The 26028-nt window shown below is 62.7% G+C and carries 19 protein-coding genes; 7 read left to right on the plus strand and 12 right to left on the minus strand.

Annotation, left to right across the window (positions count from 1 at the left end; genetic code table 11):
• Positions 1 to 99 precede the first annotated feature (99 nt).
• Together QFZ36_RS03415 and QFZ36_RS03420 are read right to left on the minus strand one after the other, a co-directional pair.
• Positions 100 to 762 (minus strand): DUF4352 domain-containing protein, encoded by a 663-nt coding sequence (locus QFZ36_RS03415; protein ID WP_306633947.1) that lies wholly within the window; start codon positions 760 to 762, stop codon positions 100 to 102.
• Positions 763 to 803: 41 nt separating this feature from the next.
• Entirely contained in the window at positions 804 to 1475 is a 672-nt protein-coding gene (locus QFZ36_RS03420) for a hypothetical protein (protein WP_306633949.1), read from the minus strand.
• 241 nt (positions 1476 to 1716) lie between these two features.
• Between QFZ36_RS03420 and QFZ36_RS03425 the strand changes: the two genes are divergently transcribed.
• The 4 genes from QFZ36_RS03425 to QFZ36_RS03440 all read left to right on the plus strand — a co-directional run bounded on the left by QFZ36_RS03425 (position 1717) and on the right by QFZ36_RS03440 (position 9862).
• Positions 1717 to 3795, plus strand: a complete 2079-nt coding sequence (locus QFZ36_RS03425; protein ID WP_306633951.1) for a hypothetical protein — start codon at positions 1717 to 1719, stop codon at positions 3793 to 3795.
• Complete coding sequence (locus tag QFZ36_RS03430) at positions 3780 to 5408, plus strand: class I SAM-dependent DNA methyltransferase (protein ID WP_306633953.1); 1629 nt, start codon at positions 3780 to 3782, stop codon at positions 5406 to 5408. Before QFZ36_RS03425 ends, QFZ36_RS03430 begins: the two co-directional genes overlap by 16 nt.
• A complete protein-coding gene (locus tag QFZ36_RS03435) occupies positions 5405 to 6586 on the plus strand; it encodes a restriction endonuclease subunit S (RefSeq protein WP_306633955.1) in 1182 nt (393 codons plus the stop codon). The genes QFZ36_RS03430 and QFZ36_RS03435 overlap by 4 nt, the downstream gene beginning before the upstream one ends.
• A gap of 87 nt (positions 6587 to 6673) precedes the next feature.
• Entirely contained in the window at positions 6674 to 9862 is a 3189-nt protein-coding gene (locus QFZ36_RS03440) for a type I restriction endonuclease subunit R (RefSeq protein WP_306633956.1), read from the plus strand.
• Positions 9863 to 10338: 476 nt separating this feature from the next.
• On the opposite strand, the gene QFZ36_RS03445 is transcribed toward QFZ36_RS03440, so the two are convergent.
• The 9 genes from QFZ36_RS03445 to QFZ36_RS03485 form a co-directional block, all read right to left on the minus strand.
• On the minus strand, positions 10339 to 10839 hold the full coding sequence (locus QFZ36_RS03445) for a TIR domain-containing protein (RefSeq protein ID WP_306633958.1): 501 nt from the start codon (positions 10837 to 10839) through the stop codon (positions 10339 to 10341).
• Between the two features lie 137 nt (positions 10840 to 10976).
• Entirely contained in the window at positions 10977 to 12920 is a 1944-nt protein-coding gene (locus QFZ36_RS03450; protein WP_306633960.1) for a tetratricopeptide repeat-containing protein, read from the minus strand.
• 416 nt (positions 12921 to 13336) lie between these two features.
• Entirely contained in the window at positions 13337 to 14311 is a 975-nt protein-coding gene (gene nrdF, locus QFZ36_RS03455) for a class 1b ribonucleoside-diphosphate reductase subunit beta (protein WP_306633962.1), read from the minus strand.
• A gap of 91 nt (positions 14312 to 14402) precedes the next feature.
• Complete coding sequence (gene nrdE, locus QFZ36_RS03460) at positions 14403 to 16523, minus strand: class 1b ribonucleoside-diphosphate reductase subunit alpha (protein WP_306633967.1); 2121 nt, start codon at positions 16521 to 16523, stop codon at positions 14403 to 14405.
• Positions 16524 to 16543: 20 nt separating this feature from the next.
• On the minus strand, positions 16544 to 16996 hold the full coding sequence (gene nrdI, locus QFZ36_RS03465; RefSeq protein WP_306639074.1) for a class Ib ribonucleoside-diphosphate reductase assembly flavoprotein NrdI: 453 nt from the start codon (positions 16994 to 16996) through the stop codon (positions 16544 to 16546).
• 110 nt (positions 16997 to 17106) lie between these two features.
• Complete coding sequence (gene nrdH, locus QFZ36_RS03470) at positions 17107 to 17352, minus strand: glutaredoxin-like protein NrdH (RefSeq protein WP_050054847.1); 246 nt, start codon at positions 17350 to 17352, stop codon at positions 17107 to 17109.
• 388 nt (positions 17353 to 17740) lie between these two features.
• Positions 17741 to 19153 carry a class I SAM-dependent methyltransferase gene (locus QFZ36_RS03475; RefSeq protein WP_306633968.1) on the minus strand — a complete coding sequence of 471 codons (1413 nt, stop codon included), beginning with the start codon at positions 19151 to 19153 and terminating at the stop codon, positions 17741 to 17743.
• Entirely contained in the window at positions 19150 to 19875 is a 726-nt protein-coding gene (locus tag QFZ36_RS03480) for a DUF1365 domain-containing protein (protein ID WP_306633970.1), read from the minus strand. Before QFZ36_RS03480 ends, QFZ36_RS03475 begins: the two co-directional genes overlap by 4 nt.
• Complete coding sequence (locus QFZ36_RS03485) at positions 19872 to 21272, minus strand: NAD(P)/FAD-dependent oxidoreductase (RefSeq protein ID WP_306633972.1); 1401 nt, start codon at positions 21270 to 21272, stop codon at positions 19872 to 19874. The genes QFZ36_RS03480 and QFZ36_RS03485 overlap by 4 nt, the downstream gene beginning before the upstream one ends.
• A gap of 125 nt (positions 21273 to 21397) precedes the next feature.
• Between QFZ36_RS03485 and QFZ36_RS03490 the strand changes: the two genes are divergently transcribed.
• The 3 genes from QFZ36_RS03490 (at position 21398) to QFZ36_RS03500 (ending at position 23642) form a co-directional block, all read left to right on the plus strand.
• A complete protein-coding gene (locus QFZ36_RS03490; RefSeq protein ID WP_306633974.1) occupies positions 21398 to 22315 on the plus strand; it encodes a LysR family transcriptional regulator in 918 nt (305 codons plus the stop codon).
• Positions 22316 to 22360: 45 nt separating this feature from the next.
• Complete coding sequence (locus QFZ36_RS03495; protein WP_306633976.1) at positions 22361 to 22867, plus strand: DUF2004 domain-containing protein; 507 nt, start codon at positions 22361 to 22363, stop codon at positions 22865 to 22867.
• 67 nt (positions 22868 to 22934) lie between these two features.
• Positions 22935 to 23642 carry a DUF4386 family protein gene (locus tag QFZ36_RS03500; RefSeq protein ID WP_306633978.1) on the plus strand — a complete coding sequence of 236 codons (708 nt, stop codon included), beginning with the start codon at positions 22935 to 22937 and terminating at the stop codon, positions 23640 to 23642.
• A 49-nt stretch (positions 23643 to 23691) separates the two neighbouring features.
• Here the strand turns inward: QFZ36_RS03500 and metE are convergent, their stop codons facing one another.
• The gene (metE, locus tag QFZ36_RS03505) at positions 23692 to 26022 is read right to left on the minus strand and encodes a 5-methyltetrahydropteroyltriglutamate--homocysteine S-methyltransferase (RefSeq protein ID WP_306633980.1); all 2331 of its coding nucleotides are present in this window, start codon (positions 26020 to 26022) and stop codon (positions 23692 to 23694) included.
• Between the last annotated feature and the right edge of the window lie 6 nt (positions 26023 to 26028).

Genomic DNA, 26028 nt, shown 5'->3' on the forward strand with positions numbered 1-26028 from the left:
CCTGCCGCGCAGTCATCAGTGTCCCGCATGCGGCGGCAACATCGAGCCCGCCACGCTGCATCGGCCTCAGCCTGGCAAAGCACGCGGGCGAATGCGAGCCTATCCCGGGATCTGGATCCGCGCAGCCTCCTGCAGCAGCGGATCGGAAATCATGACGGTGGCAGCTCCCGGTGCAATGTCGAACGCAATGTTGCCCCGTGCCTTGTCCCCAGGCAGAACCTCGCCGGAGCCGAGCTGGTTGTCGGCGAACAGGCTCATGTCTGCCTTGCGCCCATTGGCATCCTTTGCCGAGAAGTAGAGCGGGTTGGAGCTCGTCTTGCCGGATTCCGTTTCCCAGAGCACGTCCAGGAGCAGGTAGGTGCCGTTCTTGGGCGGTGTAGCGAAGGCACCGGTGGTGACAGAGTCGGCTCGGACGGCGGACACGACAGTGATCCTGGCGGTGTTGCCGTTGCGCATCTTCACGGAGAAAGGAACACCGACCGTAGGCGCCGCGGGCGCGGCCGGAGCGGACGACGGCGGAGCTGCCGCCGCCGGGGCAGCAGGAGCAGCGGCAGCCGGCGGCGTTGTTTCGGCAGACGCTGCGGGTGAGGCGATTGGGCTGGAGTCTGCGGCCGGTTTGCTGCCGCCGGAGCAGGAGCCCATGAGGATTCCCACGAGCAGGACGCCTGCCGGGAGGACGAAGCGCTTCTTTTTGTAGAAGGCGCGCTTGGCCGGTGCCGGAGCTGCCGGCTGGGTGGGAAATGCAGAGTTCTGATCAGTCATGGTGGTGCCTTTCGAGAGTGGGTGCTGTGATGCTGCGGTTGTTACTGTTTTTCCCATTTGCCGCAGCGGGTTGAGTTGAAGTCCTGGCCCGGGGAGAGGGTGACGACGGGCCGGCCGCCGCCGGGGATGTCGTTTTCGATGATGTCGCCGCCGTTGCTGCCGCTGCGGTAGATCCCCCAGTAGCAGGTGGAACCCACGGCCGCGGCGGCCCGGTAGGTGCCGGGCTCGATGTCCGAACCCACGGTCCAGGTGCCATCGCCGATCGTGTTGGCGGCCTTGGTCTTTTCGGCGCCGCTTACCGCGTCCTCGCGTTTCTTGACTGCTGCCTCGGCAGCCTTCACGGCAGCATCGGCTTTACTCACTTCGGCTTCGCGGGCCGAGACCGTGGACTCGCGTCCAGTGATGCTGCCCTGGAGCGCGTCGTACTTGCCCTTCAGTGAGGCATAACTGGACAAAGCGGCATCCCGCTCGATCTCAGCTGTGGACTTCTCGTCGGCCAGGGACGTGTAGGCCTCGCTCGTCTTCGGATCCGGGAGTACGGTCCCAAAGGCAACACTGCCCGAAAGAAGTACGACGGCGGCGCCCGCCAGAAGGATGCGCTTCTTCCGGCGCGGATTCCCTGCCGGAGCTGGCTGCTCGCCGGCGGGGCCGGTGAAAACCTCCTCGATAGAGGCCTCATCAGGCCCAGAACCCGAGCTGGCGTGAGTAGACATTTCTCTTCCTCTGTTCGTGGATCCTCCCTAAACGGCGGCGGGATACTGATCCCCCAATACGCGGTTCCCGGCCGCCGTCGCAGCTCCGGAAGATTCCTTCTTGGCTGCAGGACGAACTTACGACCCGTTTGTTAGGAAATAGGGGCGAGTCGCTGATAACCCCTCTTATCAGCGCCGAAGCAGAAAAGTCAGGCCAAGACACTAGGCTGATGGGACGATTCCGACTGAAGGGGGCGCAGCCATGAACACAGTTACCAGCTCACTGCACATGACCCTCTCGGACATCGCCGCCCTCGCGCAGGTCCAACGGCCCGTCGTCTCCATGTGGCGTAAGCGCAGCAGCGGAAGTGCGCTCCCGTTCCCGGCGGCTGCAGCGGCAGCCAACGGAGTCGAACTGTTTGACGCCGACGAGGTCACTGCCTGGCTCCAGGCAACCGGCCGGGGCAACAATCCGGAGGCGCACAACGACGTCGCGGTTTACGCCAAACTCACGTCCCCCGCCGGCGGAGCCCCTCGGGACAGCCGGCAGACATTCGACGGCCTCACCTCGCTTCTCGCCCTCAAAGTCATTACCGGCCAGGCACTCGGCCAAAGCAGTGCTTCAGAACTGCTGGACACTGCCGACGAGGCGGACCCGGACGATGTGTTTCTTTACTCCGAACTGGAAGCCCTTGGTTCCGCCCTCCCCGGACTCGCCAGCTTCGCGGACAGGCTGGCGGACAGTGCATTCAGCCCACCGGCGGCTTTTGAGAAGCTGCTCGCCCACCGCTTCAAGGAAGGCCTGCGCGAGCATGCGGACACCGCATTGACGGACGCAGCGCTCAAGCTCGTTGGCGCCGCGGCCACGGAGCTCGCCGCCACGCTGGACAGCAAGCCCCTTTTCGTCGACTCCACCCCCGGCGGGAGCGATGTTATGTTCAGCATCGTCCAGCAGTTCGGCGAATCCGGGCAGGTCACCTTCCTGGCTCCGGATCACGACGGCGCCACCTCCCGGTTCGCGCGTAGGCGTCTGGCGGTGCATGGCACAGACAGTGGGCCGGTGAAGGTGGACGCCAAGGGAGCTTTCGTAGTCACCCGGCCAGCCGTCCACGTGGCGCAGTATCCGGCACCGGGCGATCCGACTCTGGACACCACCGGCATCCTGTCCAGCATCGAGAACATCGTGCTGCAGATGGATGATTCCCAGCGGGCGGTGATCATTGCTCCTGCCCGTGTCCTGTGCGACGCCATCTCGGGCCAAGCCGGCAACCTCCGTTCAGATCTCCTGCGCTCTGGCCGGGTGCGGGCCACCGTTCGGCTTCAGGCGGGCCTGCTTCGCGCCAAGCCGCGTGAGCCGCAGGCGCTGTGGGTGCTCGGTCCGTCCTTCGCGGACGTGCCCATCGCCGACCGGTGGACCATGGTGGCCGACCTGAGCACTACCCCACTCACTCTCGACGTGAGCCAGGACCTGATCAGCGACGTCGTCGCCTCCATGGGCGACCGCGCCACCATCCGCGCCCACTCCTTCAGGTTCGCCCGCCTCGTGCAAACGCGTATGCTCCTCGCAGGGACCGGTGCCCTGGTGAGTGTTCCGGCAACAAAGAGTACGACGGCGGGTGCCGGCGCCGAGGCAGCGCTTAGGATCGAGGAACTCGTCCGGGTCCTCTCCCCCGGGCCGGCTGAGCCGCCAGCACTCCCCGCAGTGCAGTCCGCTGCTGTAGTCAACTCCCTACGCCCGGCTTCCGTTCAGGAACTGATCAACTCCGGGAACCTCAAGTACCTCAAAGGCATCCGGGTTGAAGACAGTGACCTGAACGGTCAGGCAGGAAGCAGGATCCTTGGCCGTGAGGAGTTGATGGCTCCCCACGACGCCCAGCCGCGCTTCATCACCCTCCTGGACTTCGCCGCCCAGTACCCCGGCGGCCGCCTCACCGAACCCGGCGACATCGTCTTCTGTACCAGCCCGCGGCCCGCCGCACAGGTCGACGCGGAGGGCGGCGCCGTCGTCGTCTTCCCCGCCCGGATCCTGAGGATCGACCAAGGCGACCCGGGCGGCCTGCTGCCCGCCGTCGTCGCCGCAGACATCAACCACCTCAACCCAGCGGACAAGACCTGGCGCAACTGGCGGCTGCGCCGCACAGCAGAGGTGCAGCGCCAGCCACTGGCCAATGCCCTGAAAACCCTGCAACACGAGCAGGACGAAGCCCGAAAACGTCTCAAACAACTGGAAGAACTCGCTACCCTGATTACGGACGGCGTAGCGGGCGGAAGCCTCACCCTGACAGACCCCATTACCCGCGCCGCACCAGAAGAAGGAACTGCATTATGCCCCCGAAACTGAAGGTGGACCTCGCCCCGTCCACTATGAAGGAACTCAAGGACACCCTTTGGAAGGCGGCGGACAAGCTCCGCGGCTCGATGGATGCCTCGCAGTATAAAGACGTGATCCTGGGGCTGGTGTTCCTGAAGTACGTGTCTGACGCGTTCGAGGAGCGGCGTGGGCAGATCCAGGCCGAGCTGGAGGCTGACGGGCTCAACGAAGAGCAGATCGCCCAGCTGATCGACGACGTGGACGAGTACACCGGCCGCGGCGTGTTCTGGGTATCGCCCCGGGCGCGCTGGACCTACCTGGCGGAGAACGCCAAGGGCCTGGACGCGGTGGACGGCGCGGCACCGAAGTCCATCGGGCTGCTGATTGATGAAGCAATGGAGCTCATCATGACCGACAACAAGTCCCTGGCCGCCACGCTCCCCAAGATCTACAACCGCGACAACGTGGACCAGCGCCGCCTGGGCGAGCTGCTGGACCTGTTCAACTCCGCCCGCTTTACCGGCCAGGGCGCCAGCAAGGCCCGTGACCTGCTGGGCGAGGTGTACGAGTACTTCCTCGAGAAGTTCGCCAAGGCCGAGGGCAAGCGCGGCGGCGAGTTCTACACCCCGGCCGGCGTGGTCCGGGTGCTGGTGGAAGTGCTGGAACCGCACCGCGGGCGGGTGTACGACCCGTGCTGTGGTTCGGGCGGCATGTTCGTCCAGGCCGAGAAGTTCCTCGCTGCACATCATCTGGAGGGCTCGGACATCTCCGTCTACGGCCAGGAGCTCAACGAGCGCACCTGGCGTATGGCCAAGATGAACCTTGCCATCCATGGCTTGAACGCAAACCTGGCCTCGCGCTGGGGCGACACGTTCGCCCGCGACCAGCACCCGGAGCTGACCGGGACAAACGGTGCGGACTTCATCATGGCCAACCCGCCGTTCAACATTAAGGACTGGGCCCGCTCCGAATCCGATCCGCGCTGGAAGTACGGCGTCCCGCCGGCAGGCAACGCCAACTACGCCTGGATCCAGCACATCATCTCCAAGCTGGCGCCAGGCGGCAGCGCCGGCGTGGTCATGGCCAACGGCTCCATGTCCTCCAACTCCGGCGGCGAAGGCGAGATCCGCGCGCAGCTGGTGGAGGCCGACCTTGTCTCCTGCATGGTGGCCCTGCCCACCCAGCTCTTCCGCAGCACCGGCATCCCGGTGTGCACGTGGTTCTTCGCGAAGGACAAGACCGCAGGCCCGCGGGGTTCGGTGGACCGGACCGGGCAGGTCCTGTTCATCGACGCCAGGAACCTGGGCTACATGGTGGACCGCGCCGAGCGTGCCCTGTCCGATGATGACATCGCCAAGATCGCCAACGCCTACCACGCCTGGCGCGGGACCGCTTCGGCGGTTGAGGCAGGGCTGACGTACGACGACGAGGCCGGCTTCTGCTATTCGGCCAGCCTTGCGGAGGTGAAGACTGCAGACTATGCACTGACGCCGGGACGGTACGTCGGAGCTGCCGATGTTGAGGACGACGGCGAGCCGATCGAGGAGAAGATCGCAAGGTTGTCGAAGAAGCTGTTTGAGCAGTTCGAGGAGTCTGAGCGGCTGGCGGCTGTAGTGCGCGAGCAGTTGAGGAGGGTGTTGTGACCTCCGTCAGCATCGGCCAACTCGTTGCCGCTGGTGTCCTTCAACTTGGCGACGGATATCGCACCAAAAGGGCTGAGCACGCTCACCATGGTTACCGAATCATTCGAGTTGCCGATGTCTTGGACGACATGGTCAGCTTCACTGGCCCCGATTTTGTCTCGGAGAAGTACGCCAAAGCTATCGGAACGAAGATGGGCACACCGGGCGACATCCTTTTGACAACAAAGGGCACGGTCGGGCGCGTTGCAGTCTTGCCCAACACAAACGAACGAGTCGTCTACAGCCCACAGTTGTGCTTTTTTCGGGTACTGGATGCGGATGTACTGGACCCACGCTTCTTGCGTTACTGGTTTAGCAGCGTGGAGTTCTGGCGGCAGGCCGCGGACCGAATGAACAATACCGACATGGCGGCCTACATCAACTTGGCCGATATTCGCTCGCTCAGGCTGACCGTGCCGGACATCTCTGAGCAGCGCTCCATCGCAGAGGTGCTGGGCACCCTCGACGACAAGATCGCCGCGAATGCAAAGGTCATCGCTCACGCAGATGGACTGACCCACACGCTTTTCCGTTCTATGAGCAGTCCTGATAGCCGTCAAGTCGCCCTATCTACAACGGCACAGTTCGTAAATGGGAAGGCCTTCACAAAAAATGCCAGTGGAACGGGCCGAGTAGTTATCCGTATCGCCGAACTGAACTCAGGAATCGGCGCCTCGACCGTCTACAACGATATCGATGTCAATGATCAGCACGTGGCCCGGCCAGGGGATCTTCTCTTCGCATGGTCCGGCTCGCTGACTCTGCATCGGTGGTTTAGGCCTGAGGGCATCATCAATCAACACATATTCAAGGTCGTCCCCAATGCGGAATATCCTTACTGGCTCGTTTATGAGTTGCTTCGCCACAAGCTTGAAGAGTTCAAGTCAATCGCGGCCGACAAGGCAACCACCATGGGCCACATTCAGCGGAAGCATCTGGACGAACCAGTGGAGGTTCCGGCCTCCGAAACGATTCGCAGGCATGACGAAGTGATGGCGGCATTGTGGGACAAAGGGCTGACGGCCGAGGTCGAAAACCTTAATCTCGTCGAAACTCGCGACGTGCTCCTCCCTCAGCTGATGTCCGGCAAGCTCCGGGTCAAAGATACTGAGAAAGTCCTGGAGAACGCCGGGGTGTAAATGCGTAGCGCGGTTGCGGCGGTCACCTGGGAATAGCCGCCGGAAGCCTGAGTAAGCTGAACAACAAATGGATTGTGGGGGATCACCGTGACAGCACCAGCAGTAGCCTTTTCCGAAGCCGACTGGGAGGGCGCCGCGAAGGAGCGGCTTGGCGAGCTGGACTGGAAGCCGCTGGAGGGTGAGGCCATCGCGCCCGGCACCGGCGAACGCGAATTCTGGGCCGAGCTTGTCATTCGGCCGCGTCTGCTTGCCGCCCTCCAGCGCCTCAACCCGGCAGTCCCCGCCCAGTACCTCCAACAGGCACTGGCGGAAATAGCCTCACCCATGTCGAACGATGCCATGGCCGAGAACCACCGCATCCACAACTGCCTGGTCGACGGCTACCGGCTGACCTACATCGACTCCGACGGCAACGAAGCCAACCCGACCATCCGGCTGCTCAGCCAGGCACCGGACCAGAACGACTGGCTCGCCGTCAACCAGGTCACCCTGGTGCAGGGCGACTACAGGCGGCGCTTCGACGTCGTGCTCTACTGCAACGGCATGCCTGTCAGCATCATCGAACTCAAGAAGGCCGGCAGCGCCCACGCCGACCTCCCCGGCGCCCATGCCCAGCTCCGGACGTACCTCCGCGAATTCCCCATGGCGTTCCGCTTCTGCGTCTTCACGCTCGCCACCGACGGAATCCAGGCCAAGTACGGAACGCCGTTCACCCCCTTTAACCACTTCTCACCGTGGAATGTAGACGACGACGGCGTCCCCGTTCCTCAGGGCTACATGGTCGACGGCGATGCCGTCACTGCCCTCGACACCGCGCTGGACGGCCTTTACAACCAGGAACGTTTCCTGCAGCTGACCCGCAACTTCACCGCGTTCGACCAGGGCTCCGGCGGGCTGGCAAAACGGATTGCCAAGCCGCACCAGTACTACGCCGTCACCAAGGCCGTGGCCAGCACCATCCAGGCGGTGGAAAGCAACGGAAAAGCCGGCGTCGTCTGGCATACCCAGGGTTCCGGCAAGTCCATGGAAATGGAACTGTACGCGAACATGGTGGCGCGTGCGCCCAAGTTGAAGAACCCCACCGTCGTGGTCATCACCGACCGGAACGAACTCGACGGCCAGCTCTTCGAGGGCTTCGACCGCAGCCTCCTCCTCGCCGAATCGCCCAAGCAAATCAGGAAACGCTCGGAGCTGCGGGACGAGCTCAGCAACCGGACCACGGGCGGCATCTACTTCACCACTCTGCAAAAGTTCGGGCGCAGCAAGTCGGAGAAGGACGCCGGCGCAGACCACCCACTGCTGTCCGACCGGCGCAACATCATCGTGGTGGTGGACGAGGCACACCGCTCGCACTACGACGACCTGGACGGCTACGCCCGGCACCTGAGAGACGCACTCCCCCACGCCACACTTATCGCCTTTACCGGAACGCCGATTTCGTTTGACGACCGGAATACGCAAGACGTCTTCGGCGACTACATCGACATTTACGATCTGTCGCGGGCGGTGGAGGACGGCGCCACCGTGCCCGTGTACTTCGAACCGCGGCTGATCAAGGTGGGACTCTCCGAAGGTGTCACGGAAGAGGACCTGGACAAGTCCGCCGATGAACTGACCCTCGGCCTGGACGATACGGAACGTGCCCGCATCGAGGCGAGCGTCGCCGTCGTCAACGCTGTCTACGGTGCGCCGCAGCGCATTGCCGCGCTGGCCGAGGACCTGGTGGGGCACTGGGAGAACCGGCGCGGGCGGATGGGCAAGTTCATTGAAGCTCCGGGCAAGGCGATGATCGTGGGCGGGACGCGGGAGATTTGCGCAAAGCTGTACTCCGCGATTGTGGAGCTGCGCCCGGACTGGCATTCGGACGACCTGTCGAAAGGCAGGATCAAGGTGGTGTACTCGGGCGACGCGACTGATGTGCGGCCGGTGTCCGACCATGTGCGCCGAGATTCGCTGAATGCCCAAGTCAAGGAGCGGCTCAAGAACGTCGACGACGAGCTGGAGCTTGTGATCGTCAAGGACATGATGCTCACGGGCTACGACTCTCCACCGCTGCACACCCTGTACCTTGACCGGCCCCTCAAGGGCGCGCTGTTGATGCAGACTCTCGCGCGGGTGAACCGCACGTTCCGCGGCAAGGAGGACGGGCTGCTGGTGGCGTACGCGCCGCTGGCGGAGAATCTTGCGAAGGCGCTGGGCGAGTACACGCAGTCGGACCGGGCGAACAAGCCGGTGGGCAAGAACATCGACGAGGCTGTAGGTCTGACGGTTTCCCTGGTGGAGACGCTCCGCTCGTTGCTGGCGGGCTACGACTGGAAAGCCGTGTGGATGAAGGCTGGGCCAAAGTCGTTCCTGAATGCCGTGACCGGCGCGGTCAGTTACCTGCGGAATCCTGCAACGCCTGGCAACCAGCCGGGGGACGGAGAAGACTCGCTTGCTTCTCGGTATCGGAAGTTCTCGAGCCAGTTGTCCCGTGCGTGGGCGCTGTGCTCTGGATCCGAGACGCTGGCTGAGCTGCGTCCCGAGATCCAGGTGTACGAGGAGATCCGCGTCTGGATGGCGAAGTACGACGCAGCGGACCGGCAGGCGAGCGGTGAGCCGGTGCCGGAGGAGATCCAACGGCTGTTGGGGAACCTGATCGCCAACGCCACCTCGTCGGGCGAAGTACTGGACATCTATGACGCAGCGGGTATGCCGAAGCCGTCTCTTGATGATCTGACGCCTGAGTTCATCGCAAAGACGCAGAAGGCACGGAATCCGCAACTGGCTATTGAGGCGTTGCGGAAGCTCATCGCCGACGAATCTGCCGCGTCGACCCGGAACAACGTCATCCGGCAGCGCGCGTTCTCGGAACGCATTACCGAGCTCATGAAGAAGTACACCAACCAGCAGCTGACATCTGCCGAAGTGATTGCCGAGCTTGTGGAGCTGGCACGAGAGGTTGCCGCCGAGGGCAACCGTGGTGCGCACTTCACTCCCCCGCTGAACTCCGATGAGTTGGCGTTCTATGACGCCGTGGCGCAGAACGAGTCGGCTGTGGAGGTCCAAGGCGAGGGGAAGCTGGCCGAGATAGCGCGGCAGCTCGTTGGCGTCATGCAGCGCGATGTGCGTACTGATTGGACGGTTCGGGACGACGTCCGGGCAAAACTTCGCTCATCCATCAAACGGCTTCTGGTGATCAACGGGTATCCGCCGGACAAGCAGCCCGAGGCCATCAAGCTAGTCATGGAACAAATGGAATCCATGGCGCCGCGGTTTGCGGAGGCGCGGCTTTAACTCGAAGCCGAGTACTGGACAACAACTCGACTGGCCAGGCTCGCGCCTACTATTTTCAGGAAACGCCCGACAATTGCTGACACGGTGATTCGACGCCCGCTGAGGCCAGCCCGGAGATCCGGGAGCCCGGCCAAGGACGTCAGGCCGGCTAGTAGAATTACAGTGGTTCTCCAGTCCCCCAGCTTGGAGAACCGGGAGCGTCCTTGCTTGGGTCCTGGACTCGCGCGGATGCTTCCCTCATACACCCGATAGAAACCGCGCTGTGGTTCAGGCAGCAAACCCCCACCAAGTTGTGCCACTGGGGGCAGGTGAAGCCCTCCGCGCAGCTCAAAGCTGTCCACATGGCGTACAACCCGTCCCGCCGTGGTTGTAATGTCACTGTGGAGACGGGCTCCTCGTCTGGGACCCATTCCGGAAGACGGCTTGGACTGGGCGCCTGAGAGTGTCGAGTCAGGTCCTAGCGGAGGTTACGACCGCTAGCAGGAGGAGTTTCGTTCTCGCAAATCACCGCCCATTTTAATGAAGCTCCGACGGCTGGTTCGGCCGTCGAAGGCTTCTTGAATCCACGTGCGGAGGATGGATTGCGATGGGGCCGGTACATAGTAGCTGGCGTAGGCAGAATTGTCGTTTTTATTTATGTTGAGTGAGAGACGTGAGGGTATGTCCGGCTTCGTTCCGGCAACGGAGGGCAGCTGAACGGCAAGTAGTCCATTGGGGTTCGGGTCTGATCGTAGGCTGGTATAGATTTCCCAGTCGACGAATTTTCGTGCCCACGTGCACTCTCCAATGGCAACCAGGGTCACGGTCGAATCCTTCAAGAACTTTGCCCGGATGGTCTGCCGTATGTAGGCGACGTTGGTTGAGTTGATGATGTCCGATCCGTCTTCTTCCATTCCAATCGCGCGAGGGATGAACACCTCCGTGTTGGCAGAGATGAATTCAAGTACCTCTACAGCGTCGACTGCATGGTAGCTCACGAAAACCTTGTGACGAGGGGGCGTGGATGCCGATTTCCGCATCCCCTCCGTCACGTTCTCGTAGCTCCGAGTTATCTGCTGCAGCTCGCGGATTGCGGACTGGGTTTGTGACCCGTACAAAGTCATGGATTGAACTCCTATCCTGCCTGATCGAGAATTCTCGTAAGGCGGTTGATGGCGTCGGCCGGAGCTCCGTGCGACGCGAGAAACTGTAACTGAAACCTCGTACTAGAAATCTGATCTGGACGTCCATACCGCGCCGATTCGGCGAACTGCTGCGCGGCGGTGTCAATCTCCCCCAGGTTTTCAAGGGCCTCGTGGAGAGACAATTCTGCTTGGGTTACCAAGGTCCAGTAGTTTGTGCGGTCGTTTACTAGCGCGAGGCGAGTAAGAAATCGGGTGACCGTTATCGCCTCATTTAGTTCTTCTCGGAAGGAGTCATCGCGGTCCCGATTACCTAGGCGGAGCGCCATCACTAGATTGACTCCAGTGTAAAACTGCGGATCGAGTTCGAATCCCGCCCTGTATTTTTCGGCCATTTCCTGGAAGAGGCTGTTTGCAACGGCCGGATCGTCAGAAATTTCCTCGTCCTGAAGTTGGCGCTTTATGAGACCGCCCCAGATTCCATAGGTTTCCGAATCTGCGTATCCTGCTTGTTCAGCTTCAACCAGCAAGTTTTGGGCAGTGCGCCACAGGGTCCGACGTACGTGCGGGTCGGTTTCCCGCTCTCCAAGCCGTCTATACGCCATGACAGTTTTCTGAAGCCAGAGACGGTGTAGCGGATCGTCCATCGTGGGCCGTGCGAGGTCTAGCAGTGTGCGCGCTTCTGGGTACGAAGCTTCGTCGAGCAGCGCGATTGCCAGCTCCACTCGCAGGGCGCGTCGAACTGCTTCAGATATTCCAGGCGCAGTTTCGAGCCAGGTTGCCTCCGCGCGCATAGAGGCAGCGTCTGAACTCCTTATAACGTCGCTGGTTCGGCGCCGTGCTTCGCCAGCCAGAACGACAGCTTCTGGGATGGCCGATCTCTGAGCGAACGGCCGGTCGATGTGGTCGATTTCGAACCAGTCGTGAGCCGGGCTGTCGATCGTACGGTGAGTGATGGCCTGTGCAATGACAGGTTTCAGCTTCCTTATGGCGTCTTCGGCTTGCTGATCCGAGAGGTCTTCGTCTCGTGCAAAGGAATGAACTCGAATCAAGTTGATATCGAACGGAGGCGCTTTCCGGGGCCGCCCTTGGACGTAAGGGTTTAAAAGGATGGTCGAATGTGCGGCGAACACGTGCCGCACTCCGAGTTCGTAGCCGACGTTGAAGTTAGTTGTGGCGAGATCCACCAAGGCGAGGTCGGAGTTCGCGAGCGAGGCAAGCATGCCCGAATGGATGATCCCGCTGTCAGTTTCCAGATCGGCTCTGGTCCATTCGACGTCGACGTCCTCAAGCAGAGGTCTATACACTTTGTGGAAGGGCGGGTCGCAGTCGGTGATTCGACCCGTTCCGGCGTCTCGCTTGCGACCGTAAGGCATGACAACGAATGCGCTGATCTGTTGGCGGGCCGGACTCAAGTCTATGGTCAGATAACCGCGGTCTTCGGCCCTGTTAACGAGGTCATCCGTGACTGATGGTGAGTCGGAAGTGGGCGTAGGTCGGACCGTGATGACCCATACACGCTCGCCCGTCGCCTCCGCGGTGATACTCGCGTTATCCAGAATTGTCAGATTGTGAGCAATGAACGCCTCTGCGGAATCCTCCACTATTTGGTTACCCTCAACAACCTGGACCTTCGAATTGCCCAAGATTCTGTCATAGTGACCAGTCCACGGCTCGCCTCGCGACTCGACACTCGTTCGCCGAAAGTCATCGCAGCCGAAAGGCAATACTGCCCGGACTGGCGTATCCTCGGCTAACGCGGCGCGAGCGAACAATATGTCTGCGCCGGCGGCGAGAGCTCCAACGACCAAGCTAGGCTTCAGCGATTGGATTAGCCCCCGGAGCCGGACCATCAGTTCAGCCTCAGCACTGGCTGGCAGCCGAGGAACTTCACGGTCAGGTTCGTCGACCTGTGATCCGGCATAGACAATGATCACGTAGCTCTCGCTATCTGTTGTAGAAAATTTTGCTGACTCGGCAATGTGGAAAAATTCAGCAGCCGCACGTGGTTGGAGTGTTCATCGGCATGGCGCCGCCACGCGAGGTAGCGGCAAAATTGCACGTTCGATTGCGTCATCGAACTGGCTGACGTCGTCTCGTGCAACCTGCGGCGGCCGTGGCGCCCTGCCCTTGGCCAACGGAGTGAATCAGTTGGCCACCCACCGTGGAACCTGGCCACGTGGCGTGAAACCTCACAAAAAGTCCCAAAGGAGGCCCTGGCTTAGTTGGGAGTGCCCACAACTAAGCCCGAGCGTCCGTATCGCCACCTAAATCGGTCTTCGCCAAACGTCTAGTCCCATTTTCGCCAACAAATGTCTAAACCGCCAAGTAGCACGCGATCTCACACCAGCAACTAGAAGTCCCAGTCCTCATCCTCAGTATTGACGGCCTTGCCAATCACGTAGGACGAACCGGACCCACTAAAGAAGTCGTGGTTCTCGTCCGCGTTCGGGGACAGTGCCGAGAGGATCGCCGGGTTCACATCCGTGACCGAAGACGGGAACATTGCCTCGTAGCCCAAGTTCATGAGGGCCTTGTTGGCGTTGTAGTGCAGGAACTTCTTGACGTCCTCGGCCAGGCCAACGGAGTCGTAGAGATCATGCGTGTACTGGACTTCGTTTTCGTACAGCTCGAAGAGCAGCTCGAACGTGTAGTCCTTGATCTCCTGCTTGCGCTCCTCGGAAAGACCTTCGAGGCCCTTCTGGAACTTGTAGCCGATGTAGTAGCCGTGCACTGCCTCATCACGGATGATCAGGCGGATCAGGTCTGCGGTGTTCGTGAGCTTGGCCCGGGAGGACCAGTACATCGGCAGGTAGAAGCCCGAGTAGAACAGGAAGCTTTCCAGCAGCGTGGAAGCCACCTTGCGCTTCAGCGGGTCGTCGCCCTGGTAGTAGTCCATAACGATCTGCGCCTTCTTCTGAAGGTTCGCGTTCTCGGTGGACCAGCGGAATGCCTCGTCGATCTCCTTGGTGGAAGCCAGCGTGGAGAAGATCGAGGAGTAGCTTTTGGCATGCACCGACTCCATGAACGCGATGTTCGTGTAGACGGCTTCCTCGTGCGGGGTGAGCGCATCAGGAATCAGGGAGACAGCGCCGACCGTGCCCTGAATGGTGTCCAGCAGTGTCAGGCCAGTGAACACGCGCATCGTGAGCTGCTGCTCGTCATGGGTCAGCGTATTCCAGGACTGGACGTCGTTGGACAGTGGCACCTTCTCCGGCAGCCAGAAGTTGTTGACGAGTCGGTTCCAGACCTCTACGTCCTTGTCGTCCTGGATGCGGTTCCAGTTAATGGCCTCGACGTGGCTCAGCAGCTTGACCTTCTCGGTCATGTCATCCCCTATGCGTTGGGTGGTTTCTCTAAGTTAAAGCCTACGACGGCGGGCGGGCGCCCGCCGTCGTACAGCAAGATTTAGTTGAAGATTAAAGTGCGCAGGAAACGCAGCCCTCCACCTCAGTCCCTTCCAGCGCGAGCTGGCGGAGACGGATGTAGTAGATGGTCTTGATGCCCTTCTTCCAGGCGTAGATCTGGGCCTTGTTGATGTCGCGCGTAGTGGCGGTGTCCTTGAAGAACAGCGTCAGCGACAGGCCCTGGTCAACGTGCTGCGTAGCGGCCGCGTAGGTATCGATGACCTTCTCGTAGCCGATCTCGTACGCGTCCTGGTAGTACTCCAGGTTGTCGTTGGTCAGGTACGGCGCCGGGTAGTACACGCGGCCCAGCTTGCCTTCCTTGCGGATCTCAATCTTGGACGCCACCGGGTGGATGGAGGAGGTGGAGTTGTTGATGTAGGAGATCGAGCCCGTGGGCGGCACCGCCTGCAGGTTCTGGTTGTAGATGCCGTGCTCCATAACGGAAGCCTTCAGCGCCAGCCAGTCAGCCTGCGTGGGGATGTGCACATTCTTGAACAGCTCCGCAACCTTCTCAGTCTGCGGAACCCATTCCTGCTCGGTGTACTTGTCGAAGAACTCGCCGGAGGCGTACTTGGACTTCTCGAAGCCGCCGAAGGTCTGGCCGGTCTCGATGGCCAGCAGGTTGGACGCACGGACAGCGTGGTACACCACCGAGTAGAAGTAGATGTTGGTGAAGTCCAGGCCCTCTTCGGAGCCGTAGTGGACCCGCTCGCGGGCCAGGTAGCCGTGCAGGTTCATCTGGCCCAGGCCAATGGCGTGGCTCTGGTCATTGCCCTTGGCGATGGAGGGCACCGAGGTGATGTTGGACATGTCAGACACAGCTGAAAGCGACCGGATGGCCGTCTCAACAGTCAGTCCGAAGTCCGGCGAGTCCATGGCCTTGGCGATGTTCAGCGAGCCCAGGTTGCAGGAGATGTCCTTGCCGGTGTCGGCGTAGGAGAGGTCATCGTTGTACGTGGTGGGCTGGGAAACCTGGAGGATCTCCGAGCACAGGTTGGACATGATGATCTTGCCGTCGATCGGGTTGGCCCGGTTCACGGTGTCTTCGAACATGATGTACGGGTAGCCGGATTCGAACTGGATCTCGGCGAGGGTCTGGAAGAACTCGCGGGCCTTGATCTTGGTCTTCTTGATCCGGGAGTCGTCCACCATCTCGTAGTACTTCTCGGTGACCGAGACGTCGGAGAACGGCATGCCGTAGACGCGTTCGACGTCGTACGGCGAGAACAGGTACATGTCCTCGTCCTTCTTGGCCAGCTCGAACGTGATGTCCGGGATGACGACGCCGAGGGAGAGGGTCTTGATGCGGATCTTCTCGTCCGCGTTCTCGCGCTTGGTGTCCAGGAAGCGGTAGATGTCCGGGTGGTGAGCGTGCAGGTACACGGCACCGGCACCCTGGCGGGCACCAAGCTGGTTGGCGTAGGAGAAGCTGTCTTCGAGGAGCTTCATCACGGGGATCACGCCGGAGGACTGGTTCTCGATCTGCTTGATCGGGGCCCCGACTTCGCGGATGTTGGTCAGCGCGAACGCCACGCCGCCGCCGCGCTTGGACAGCTGCAGCGCGGAGTTGATGGAGCGGCCGATGGACTCCATGTTGTCTTCGATGCGCAGCAGGAAGCACGAGACCAGCTCGCCGCGCTGCTTCTTGCCCGCGTTCAGGAACGTGGGGGTGGCCGGCTGGAAGCGGCCTTCAATGATCTCGTCCACCATCTGCAGGGCGAGCTGCTCGTTGCCGCGGGCCAGGTGCAGGGCAACCATGCAGACGCGGTCCTCGTAGCGCTCCAGGAAGCGCTTGCCGTCAAACGTCTTCAGAGTGTAGGAGGTGTAGAACTTGAAGGCGCCCAGGAAGGTCTCGAAGCGGAACTTCTTTTTGTACGCGCGGTTGAACAGGTCACGGATGAAGTTCATCGTGTACTGGTCGAGGGTTTCGCGCTCGTAGTAGTCGTTCTTGACCAGGTATTCGAGCTTCTCTTCCAGGTCATGGAAGAAGACCGTGTTGTTGTTCACGTGCTGCAGGAAGTACTGGTGGGCGGCCTCACGGTCCGCCTCGAACTGGATCTCGCCGCTGGGACCATACAGGTTCAGCATCGCGTTCAGCTCGTGATACCCCAGGCCCTTATAGGCGGCGGGCATCTCGGGCTTTTGGGCCCTGGTTACTTCTGTGTCTGCGACAGTCGTGTCCAAAACATGTCCAATCCATTGTTGACACGGGTCACGTCGTCCGGCGTGCCCATTAATTCGAAGCGGTAGAGGTGCGGTACTCCGCACTTGGCGGCGATGATGTCCCCCGCCATGCAGTAGTTGTCCCCGAAGTTTGTGTTGCCGGCCCCGATGACTCCGCGGATCAGCTGCCTGTTCTGCGGGTTGTTCAGGAACCGGATGACCTGCTTCGGAACGGACCCCTCTCCCCCGGTGCCGCCATAGGTTGGCACCACCAGCACAAACGGCCGGGTGGCAAGGAGGGGTGCGTCCTTCGGGAGCAGCGGAATCCGGGCCACCTCACGGCCAAGCTTCGAGACGAAGCGGCTGGTGTTCTCGGATGCCGAGGAAAAATAGATAAGCTGGCTGCCGGTGACAACCGCGGGAACCGGCGTCCCTGGACCCACGCGCTGAGCCGCGTGAACGTCCTGGGAAGTGCGAGATTCCTGTGCTGCTGGTGCTGCCACGGGAGTCACCTCAGCTGGTTGACGGTTGCCGGCAGGAAAAGTGTGACCCCTTAGGCCACGGAGGAAACAGCGGAGAGCGCCAGTTCCTCGATCTTGTCCGGGCGGAATCCTGACCAGTGGTCCTGGTCCGTGACCACAACGGGGGCCTGCATGTAACCCAGCGCCTTCAAGCGCTCGAGGGCTTCGGCGTCCTGGGAGATGTCAACGCTCTGGTACGCGATGCCCTTTTTATCGAGAGCCCGGTAGGTGGCGTTGCACTGAACACAAGCAGGCTTTGTGTAAACCGTTACGGTCATGGTTCCTGTCCCCTTTTCTGGAAAACTTGCTCGTCCGGTGTTCCCGCCCAAGCTGTATGTAGATACTACATCTAGTGCAGACGCCTCTTTGGAACCCCAAGATGATGTATTACAAGTATGTCATTTAATGCACTTTTAATCCACAGGGACGGCCCTTCAAAATGTCCGGAATCCCGCTGTTTTTGCGAACGAAATCCACATGCTGTGGAGTACTTAGCCACAGTTAACCCCCAGCGTGTCGTGGAAAAGACGGCGTGTCGCCCACACGGCGGGCAGGACCGGTGGCACTAAAAGGGGCTCCGAAGTGACCTTCGGAACCCCTTTAGGTGATCAACCGCACGACGCCGGAAGCCGGCAGAGTGCCGGCGCCCGCCGCAGGCAGCGGCTGCTAGAGCTGCACCTCCCGGCGGTCCAGCACCACCTGCTGCACATCCAGGTAGCCGGACTGGAAGCCGGCTCGGGAGTAGCACAGGTAGAACAGCCACATCCGCTGGAACACCGCATCAAAACCCAGCTCCGCCACCTCCAGTGACCGCTCCAGGAACCGTTCCTCCCACAGCCGCAGGGTGGCCGCGTAGTGGTCCCCCATGCCCATCCGCTCGCGCACGCGCAACGTGGTGTGCTGCTGGGTGACGCTCTCTATGGCCCGGACTGAGGGCAGAAAGCCGCCGGGGAAGATGTACTTGTGGACCCAGGTGTAGGCGTTCCGGGTGGCCAGCATCCGGCCGTGCGGCATGGTGATCGCCTGGATGGCCACCTTTCCGCCGGGCGCCAGGACACGGTCGATGGTCTGGAAATAGATCGGCCAGTATTCGTAGCCCACGGCCTCGACCATCTCCACGGACACCACAGCGTCGTACTCGCCTTCCACCGCACGGTAGTCCTGGAGCGCCACCGTCACCCGGTCCGCATAACCGGCTTCAGCGATGCGCTCCTGCGCGAGCGCCTGCTGCTCGCTGGAGAGGGTGACACTGTAGACAGTGGCGCCGCGGGCTGCTGCCCGGAGTGCCAGTTCACCCCAGCCGGTGCCGATTTCCAGCAGCCGGGTCCCCTCACCTACGCCGGCTTTGTCCAGCAGCCTGTCGATTTTTGCCCGCTGCGCCGCCGCCAGCGACTCCCACCCCACGGAGCCCAGCGGCCCCGCTTCCGCCGGAAACAGGGCTGAGGAGTAGCTCATGGTGGAGTCGAGGAAGTTCGAGAACAGATCGTTGGAGAGGTCGTAGTGGCGGGAGATGTTGTTGCGCGTGTTCTGCTCGGCATTACGCTCCTGCCGCGGGGTGCGCGGCAGGTACAGGGTACGGAGTTTCTGCAGCGGCGCGGGGATCAGCGTGTCCACCGAGGCGGCAAACACTTCGAGGACGCCGGCCAGGTCGCCCGCTTCCCAGTCCCCCGCCATGAAGGACTCGCCCAGCCCGATCAGGCCGTTGTCCCCGATTCTGGTTTCGAATGCTTCCGGCCGGATCATGACCATCAGGGGCGCATCCGGGCCGCCCAGGCCCAGGACAGTTCCGTCCGGATATTCCACCCGCAGGGGCAGCCGCTTGACTGCCCCCTTGAAGAGGAGGCCTGCCGCCTTTCCGGCGACGGCTGCCTTGGCTCCCGACGGCGGTTGGGCCACTCCCGGCCACAGCTCCGCCTCGATGGTGGTGGGCGACGCCGGCACTCCCGTCGGGCTCCAGGCCGCGGCCACGTGCGTGGCGCCCTGGTCCGACGCCGCGTTCGCGGCTTTGCTTTCAGCCTGCTCCCTAATCTTCTCCCGGAGAGGAGCCGCAGCCGTTTCGTTGTCGTCCGTCATTGTCATTGAACTGCCTCCTGTGAAGGGTGATGTGGTCGAGCGACGACGGGCAGGCGTTTTGCCCAGAGTGTAATGCCCTGTACCCGGATGAGGGCCGAAACCAACAGCGGTGCGGCCGGAACCGTGAACGCCGCTGCCAGGATGTTCCGAACGGTGGCGGACCGGCGCTTGCCGTCCATGGTTGCGACGAACGGCCGATGGTCTTCACGCTCCAGGACGATGGACACGGCCAGCCGCTCCCCCGGCGCAGGCAGCTTCATCCGGTATTGCCCGTCCACCTCGTTGAAGGGAGAAACGTAAAACGCCTTGGGAACGGAGGCACGCCCGGACGGGTCCGTCCGGAGGAGGTAGCAGTGCCGCTCGCCGTACGTGTTGTGGACTTCGGCAACCACGCACCCAAGCTCTCCGTTCGACCGGTAGCACCAGAACAAAGTAAGCGGATTGAAGACGTAACCGAAGACCCTGGCGCTGGTCAGCATATGGATAGGGCCGCCGTCGGACTCTATCCCCTGCGTGCGCAGGTACCGCTCCACATTGCTGCGGATGGTTGCGTCCGGATCGCCCAGATGGTCGCCGGACCGGAATACGGCCAATGGCCGCAGCAGGAACGGAAGGCGTGGGAGCCGGTCAACGTCAACGAACCAGCTGTAGCTGCGGTACGTGAACGCATTCTTCAAGGGTGTATGCCGGACGTGGGAAATCGACGTCCGGTAAATGGCGGCGCTCATGCGGGCTCCGCCGCGGCGGCAAGCTCCCGCTCGCCGTCATCATATGAGCCGGACTCATCAGCGGGCAGGACCGGAGCCCAGTGCCGGCCAAGCTTTTCGGCTGCACGCACGCCGGAGAGCGCGCCATCCTCATGGAAGCCCCAGCCCAGGTATGCGCCGGCATAGGCAATCCGGCCGTCGCTGAGTGCCGCGATGGCCTGCTGCGCCTGCACCGATTCAGGAGTGTACTGGGGGTGCTCGTAAACCATGCGCTCCAGCACTGCGTCATCGGCAATGAGTTCCGACTCCCCCAGGCTCACCAGGTAACGCTTGCCGTCCAAGGGATTCAGCCGCTGCAGGCGGGTCAGGTCGTAGCTGACCAGGACCTTGTCAGGCAGGGCTTCGCAGGACGGGAGCCGGTAGTTCCAGGATGCCCTGGCGTTGTCAGCGGACGGCAGGACAGCAGGATCGCGGTGGAACACGGTGTGGTTCACCGAATACGGCATCCCGCCCAGTGCCTCCTTTTCCTCCGGCGTGGCATCTGCCAGGAATCCGAGGGCCTGGGCCGGGTGGGCGGCAATGACGACGGCATCGAAATCTTCCACGCCGGCTTCGGTCACCAGTTCAATTCCCAGTGCATGCCGGCGGATGTCGGTGACCGGGGTGTTGAGCCGGACATCCGGCAGGGTGGCGGCCAGCTTCTCCACGTACCGTGCGGAGCCGCCGGTAACCGTCCGCCATTGCGGGGAACCTTTAAGGCCGAGCAATCCGTGATGGCCAAGGAAGGTGAAGAGGTAGCGGGCGGGGTAGGCCAGGGCGGTGGTGGGGTCGCAGGACCAGACGGCACTCACCACGGGAGTCATAAAGTGGGAAACGAAGTAGGGACTGAACTTCTCGCGCTCAAGGAACTCACCCAGGGTCGGCTCGGGAACTGCCCCGTCCGGGCTGACCGCGGAGGCCGGCGCCGTGTTCAGCAGCGCCCGGGCCTTCCGGTAGAAACGGGTGACCTCCAGCAGCATCAGCAGGTACCGGCCCCGCAGCAGGCTGGAAGGGCGGGCGATGATTCCGCGGGCACCGTCACGGGCGCCGGCATATTCCAGCCCGCAGCCGTCGCAGCGGATGGACATGCTCATTTCGGAGTCCTGGGTTTCCACCCCCAGCTCGGCAAAAAGCCGAAGCAGCGTGGGATAGGTCCGCTCATTGTGGACGATGAAGCCGGTGTCCACCCCCAGCACGGAGCCGTCCGGTTGCGGCATGTCATGGGTGTGGGCGTGGCCGCCCAGCCGGGCATCGGCTTCGAAAAGGGTCACGTCGTCCTCACGGTTGAGGACATAGGCGGCCGTGAGGCCGGCGACGCCGCTGCCGATGACGGCCACCCGTCGTCGTCCGCCTCCGCTTACTGCTGGATCAGGTGACAATTTATGCTCCTCTGCTGAACATTTGCCAGTGGTGGGTATACAGGGGGCAATTCGCAGCGCCCGGGGCGGCGGATGGGTGTGCGTTGAAGCTTCTTCGCCCGGAGACGGCAGAGTACTGTGGGCTGGTGGTAAATCCGGTACACCTGAAGACCCTTCTGGAGGTCACGCGGCTGGGCTCGTTCGCGGCCGCCGCGTCAACGCTTGGCTACACCGCCTCGGCGGTCTCGCAACAGATGTCCGCGCTGGAACGTGACACCGGCGTAGTCCTCTTCCAGCGCTCGGCGCGCAGCGTGCTGCCCACGGAAGCCGCCGTCGTGATGACCCGGCACGCCGCCAAGGTGCTCACGGACATCGAGGCGCTCATGGCTGCTGCCTCCAGAACCCAGGATTCCGCCCACCAGGAACTGCGCCTGGGAATCTTCCCCAGCCTCGCCACCTTTGTCCTGCCGCGGATCCTGAAGAATCCCACGTGGAAGAACCTGGGAATCGACCTGAAGGTCTCCGTCGCTGAACCCGGCCAGACCATCCAGGGGCTGCGCACCGGCGGCGACCTGGACCTGGCAGTGGTTTTCCAGGTGGGCCAGACCGGCTTCGCCTGGCCCAACACCATCAACAGGCAATGGATCGGCGACGACGACTTCCGGGTGGTGCTGCCGGCCGGCTGGGGCTTCCGTGCCGACGCCAAAGTTGCAGCTGACCACCTGTCCGAAATGCCCTGGATCATGCACCACCCCGGCACCAGCGACGCCATGGTCATCGAACGGCTTTTTGCGGGCTGCAACCTCCACCCCCGGGTAGTGGCCCACAGTGATGACTTTCACGCCAGCCTGGAGATGGCGGCCGCCGGGCTGGGCGCAGCGCTGGTCCCCGAGCTCGCGCTGCGGAACAAACCCGCCGGCGTGGTGGTGCTGGACGTCCCGGAAATCCGCCTGGCCCGCAACGTTTTCGCGCTGCTGATCAACGACAGGAAAACCGCCCGGGTACAGCTGTTCGTCGACCTGCTGGCCGAGACCTTCGCCGGGATGCGCAGGGCGGTGAATTAGGCCTGAACGCTGGAATGCACCGCTGTTCGGGTCTATGTTGAAACTATGAACAAGGTAGCGAGCCAGCACTTTGGCGAGATTGAGCTCAACCACGGCAGCGAGCACAACATCGCCGCCAAACTTGAGCTGCGGGGCCATCCGCTGGAACTCGACCTGAACGTTACCGCGCACGACCACTTCGACGAGGCAGCACTGCGCAAGGTGGATTACCGCCTGCGGTTCCTGCCGGAACTGGTGGACGAGGTGCGGGACATGATCGCGGAGGAGCTGGACCAGGAAGGCACCAGCCCGCAGGAATACCTTCACTTCCACTGCAATGCGCTCAAGGATGAGCACCTGCACAAGGTTTTTGGTGTGGAGGACCGGAGCCAACTCACCAACGAAGTGTTCCTCAAAGCACTCAAGCTCGGCCACGTGGGCATCTACCCCGGCACCCCCGAGCGCTACTTCGTGATGGACTTCACCCTGGGCGAGCACTTCACCGATGAGGTCCTGGTGGCTTCGGCCGACGAGGACGGCGTTGTGGACGACGAGATCGTCTGGGAGTCCTGACCCGGTTCTGAAACGCAGGGCCCTTTGGCCCTACTACCGGCACATACCCGGTCCGAGTATGGACCTCATGCATGAGATCAGATCTGGAACGTGGCGGCTCGCTGCGTCCCTGCTCCTCGCAGGTGTGGTGGTGGCAATCCTGGCTGGCCTGCTGCATGCCGAGTCCCACGACGCCAATGACCACGAAGCCTCCTTCACTGCCTACGCCAACAGTGATGTCTGGACCGCCGTCCATTTGGCCCAGTTTGTTGGCATCGCACTGGTGTGCGTTGGATTGGTGGTTCTGTGCTTCGCCCTTGACGTGCGGCGGGGTACCCAGGCTTGGACTGCCCGCATTGGGGCCCTTGCCGCCGCCACCGCTTTGGGGCTTTACGCCGCGTTGCAGGCCGTTGACGGCGTCGCACTCAAACAGGCTGTGGATGCTTGGGCTGCCTCTGGCGAGCCGGAAAAGGCGGCGCGTTTCGCCACCGCTGAGGGCATCCGGTGGCTCGAGTGGGGAATGCGCAGTTACCAGAGCTTCCTGCTTGGCACCGCGTTGATTCTTCTGGGCATCGTTATAGCGGCCCGGCGGCCGGTTTCCCGGATCATCGGCTTGCTGATGGCATTGTCCGGGCTGGCTTACCTGGCACAGGGCTGGATCATCGGAGAAGTGGGGTTCTCCGCCATCAATTCGCTGCCCACCCTGACCGGGATCGTGGCCACCGTCATCTGGACCATCTGGCTGGCCGTCAGTGCCTGGCGCATGAAGGGGGCCATGGCTGTTAAAGCAGGGTGAGCCCCGCCGAAACCGGAGTTTCGACGGGGCTCAACGACGTACTTTTGTTTTACTTCGCGGCTTCCAGCAGGCCGGCGCGGACCGCCTTGGTGGCCTCGACAAGGTTCCGCAAGGATTCCTCGGTCTCGGTGTAGCCGCGGGTTTTGAGGCCGCAGTCCGGGTTCACCCAGAGCTGGCGGGACGGAACGTGCTTCACAGCCGTGCTGAGCAGTTCAGTGACTTCCTCGGTGCCGGGAACGCGCGGCGAGTGGATGTCGTAGACACCCGGACCAACGCCGCGGCCGAAGCCGTGGGATTCGAGGTCGTGCACAACCTCCATGCGGGACCGGGCGGCCTCGATGGAGGTCACGTCGGCGTCCAGGCCGTCGATCGCGTCGATGATGACGCCGAACTCGGAGTAGCAGAGGTGGGTGTGGATCTGGGTTGCGTCGGCCGCACCGGCGGTGGCCAGGCGGAAGGAGTCCACGGACCACTTCAGGTAGTCGGCGTGATCGGCCTTGCGCAGCGGGAGGAGCTCGCGCAGGGCGGGCTCATCCACCTGGATGACCTTGATGCCGGCGGCTTCAAGGTCGGCGATCTCGTCGCGCAGGGCCAGGCCAACCTGGTTGGCGGTCTCGCCCAGCGGCTGGTCGTCGCGGACGAAGGACCAGGCCAGGATGGTGACCGGACCGGTGAGCATGCCCTTCATCGGCTTGCTGGTCAGGGACTGTGCGTATTTGGCCCACTCAACCGTGATGGGGGCGCTGCGGGTTACATCGCCCCACAGGATGGACGGACGCGTGCAGCGTGAGCCGTAGGACTGGACCCAGCCGTGGACGGTGACGTCGAAGCCTTCGAGGTTTTCGGCGAAGTACTGCACCATGTCGTTGCGCTCGGGCTCGCCGTGCACCAGGACGTCGTAGCCCAGCTCTTCCTGCAGGTCCACGACGCGCTTGATCTCGTCCTTCATGAGCTTTTCGTACTGCTCGTTGGTGAGGTCGCCCTTGTTGTTGCGGGCGCGGGCAGAACGGATTTCCGAGGTCTGCGGGAAGGAACCGATGGTGGTGGTGGGCAGCGGCGGGAGGTGCAGTGCCTCTTCCTGGGCGGCTTCGCGGACCGGGTACTCGGAGCGGGAGAAGTCTGCGGCGGTCAGGGCTTCGGTGCGGGCGCGGACGTCTGAGCGCTGGACGCCTTCGGCGGTGGCGCGGGAGGCGATCACTGCTCTTGCTTCGTCGATGGCCGCCTTGGCGGACGCGGGGTCGGCCAGGTAGGACGCGAGGGTGGTGACCTCAACAGCCTTCTGGTCCGAGAAGGCGAGCCAGCTGCGGAGCTGGTCGGAGAGCTGGGTTTCCTCGGCGACGTCGTGCGGGACGTGCTGGGTGGAGGTGGAGGTGGAGACGGCGAGCTTGCCGGCGGCAGCCTTCAGTTCGTCCAGCTTGGCAGCCGAAGCGGCGAGGTCGTTGCGCCAGATGTTGTGGCCGTCCACGACGCCGGCAACCAGGGTCTTGTTGCCCAGGCCCGCCAGGGCGGCGGCGGAGGGAACGGCGCCCTTGAAGACGTCCACGTGCAGGGCGTCGATGTCGGTGGCGGCGAGGGTGCCGAGCTGGCCGTCGAGCGAGCCGTACGGGGTGGAAACGAGGATCTGCGGGCGGTTGGCCGCCGCGGTGAGGACCTCGTAGGCACGGGCAACGGCGGCTTCGATTTCGGCGGCCGGGGTGTCCTGGTCAACAACCAGTGCGGGCTCGTCAAGCTGGACCCAGCTGGCTCCGGCGGCGCCGAGCTTCTCGAGCAGCTGGACGTAGACGGGCAGGATGTCCTCCAGGCGGGACAGCGGGGCGAAGCCGGCGGGGGCGTCGTCGGAAGCCTTGGAGAGCAGCAGGTAGGTGACCGGGCCAACGAGGTACGGGCGGGTTTCGATGCCGTTGGCCAGGGCGAAGGCGAACTCGTCAACCTTGGCAGTGGATGCGAGGGTGAACCCGGTCTCGGGTCCGATCTCCGGCACCAGGTAGTGGTAGTTGGTGTCGAACCACTTGGTCATTTCCAGCGGCTGCTGTTCCTTGTTGCCGCGGGCCAGCGTGAAGTAGCCGTCGATGTCCAGCTGTCCCTCGGCGTTGAGGAGCTTGCCGAAGCGGGCCGGCACTGCGCCGAGGTGCGCCGTGGTGTCCAGGACCTGGTCGTAGTACGAGAAGGTGCCGGGCACTGCAGCGGCCTCTGTCAGGCCGAGCTCCTGCAGGCGCCTGGCGATAGTCAGCTGGATGTCCTTCGCGGCTGCGTCCAGTGCGGCGGCGTCGATCTTGCCGGCCCAGTAGGCCTCGACGGCCTTCTTGAGCTCGCGGCGGCGGCCGATGCGGGGGTAGCCCAGGAGTGAGGCGGACGGGAAGGGGGTGTTGTTTTTAGGCATGGCAAA

This window comes from Pseudarthrobacter siccitolerans, assembly GCF_030823375.1.
Classification (GTDB): Bacteria; Actinomycetota; Actinomycetes; order Actinomycetales; family Micrococcaceae; genus Arthrobacter; species Arthrobacter siccitolerans_A.

What these genes read in the sequence shown, in the direction of transcription:
- QFZ36_RS03500 (WP_306633978.1), top strand. Translation starts at nt 22,935, where the DNA reads ATGCATGAGATCAGATCTGGAACGTGGCGGCTCGCTGCGTCCCTGCTC.
- QFZ36_RS03420 (WP_306633949.1), bottom strand. Translation starts at nt 1,475, where the DNA reads ATGTCTACTCACGCCAGCTCGGGTTCTGGGCCTGATGAGGCCTCTATC.
- QFZ36_RS03495 (WP_306633976.1), top strand. Translation starts at nt 22,361, where the DNA reads ATGAACAAGGTAGCGAGCCAGCACTTTGGCGAGATTGAGCTCAACCAC.
- nrdF (WP_306633962.1), bottom strand. Translation starts at nt 14,311, where the DNA reads ATGACCGAGAAGGTCAAGCTGCTGAGCCACGTCGAGGCCATTAACTGG.
- QFZ36_RS03480 (WP_306633970.1), bottom strand. Translation starts at nt 19,875, where the DNA reads ATGAGCGCCGCCATTTACCGGACGTCGATTTCCCACGTCCGGCATACA.
- nrdH (WP_050054847.1), bottom strand. Translation starts at nt 17,352, where the DNA reads ATGACCGTAACGGTTTACACAAAGCCTGCTTGTGTTCAGTGCAACGCC.
- QFZ36_RS03415 (WP_306633947.1), bottom strand. Translation starts at nt 762, where the DNA reads ATGACTGATCAGAACTCTGCATTTCCCACCCAGCCGGCAGCTCCGGCA.
- metE (WP_306633980.1), bottom strand. Translation starts at nt 26,022, where the DNA reads ATGCCTAAAAACAACACCCCCTTCCCGTCCGCCTCACTCCTGGGCTAC.
- QFZ36_RS03430 (WP_306633953.1), top strand. Translation starts at nt 3,780, where the DNA reads ATGCCCCCGAAACTGAAGGTGGACCTCGCCCCGTCCACTATGAAGGAA.
- nrdE (WP_306633967.1), bottom strand. Translation starts at nt 16,523, where the DNA reads ATGCCCGCCGCCTATAAGGGCCTGGGGTATCACGAGCTGAACGCGATG.
- QFZ36_RS03425 (WP_306633951.1), top strand. Translation starts at nt 1,717, where the DNA reads ATGAACACAGTTACCAGCTCACTGCACATGACCCTCTCGGACATCGCC.
- QFZ36_RS03475 (WP_306633968.1), bottom strand. Translation starts at nt 19,153, where the DNA reads ATGACAATGACGGACGACAACGAAACGGCTGCGGCTCCTCTCCGGGAG.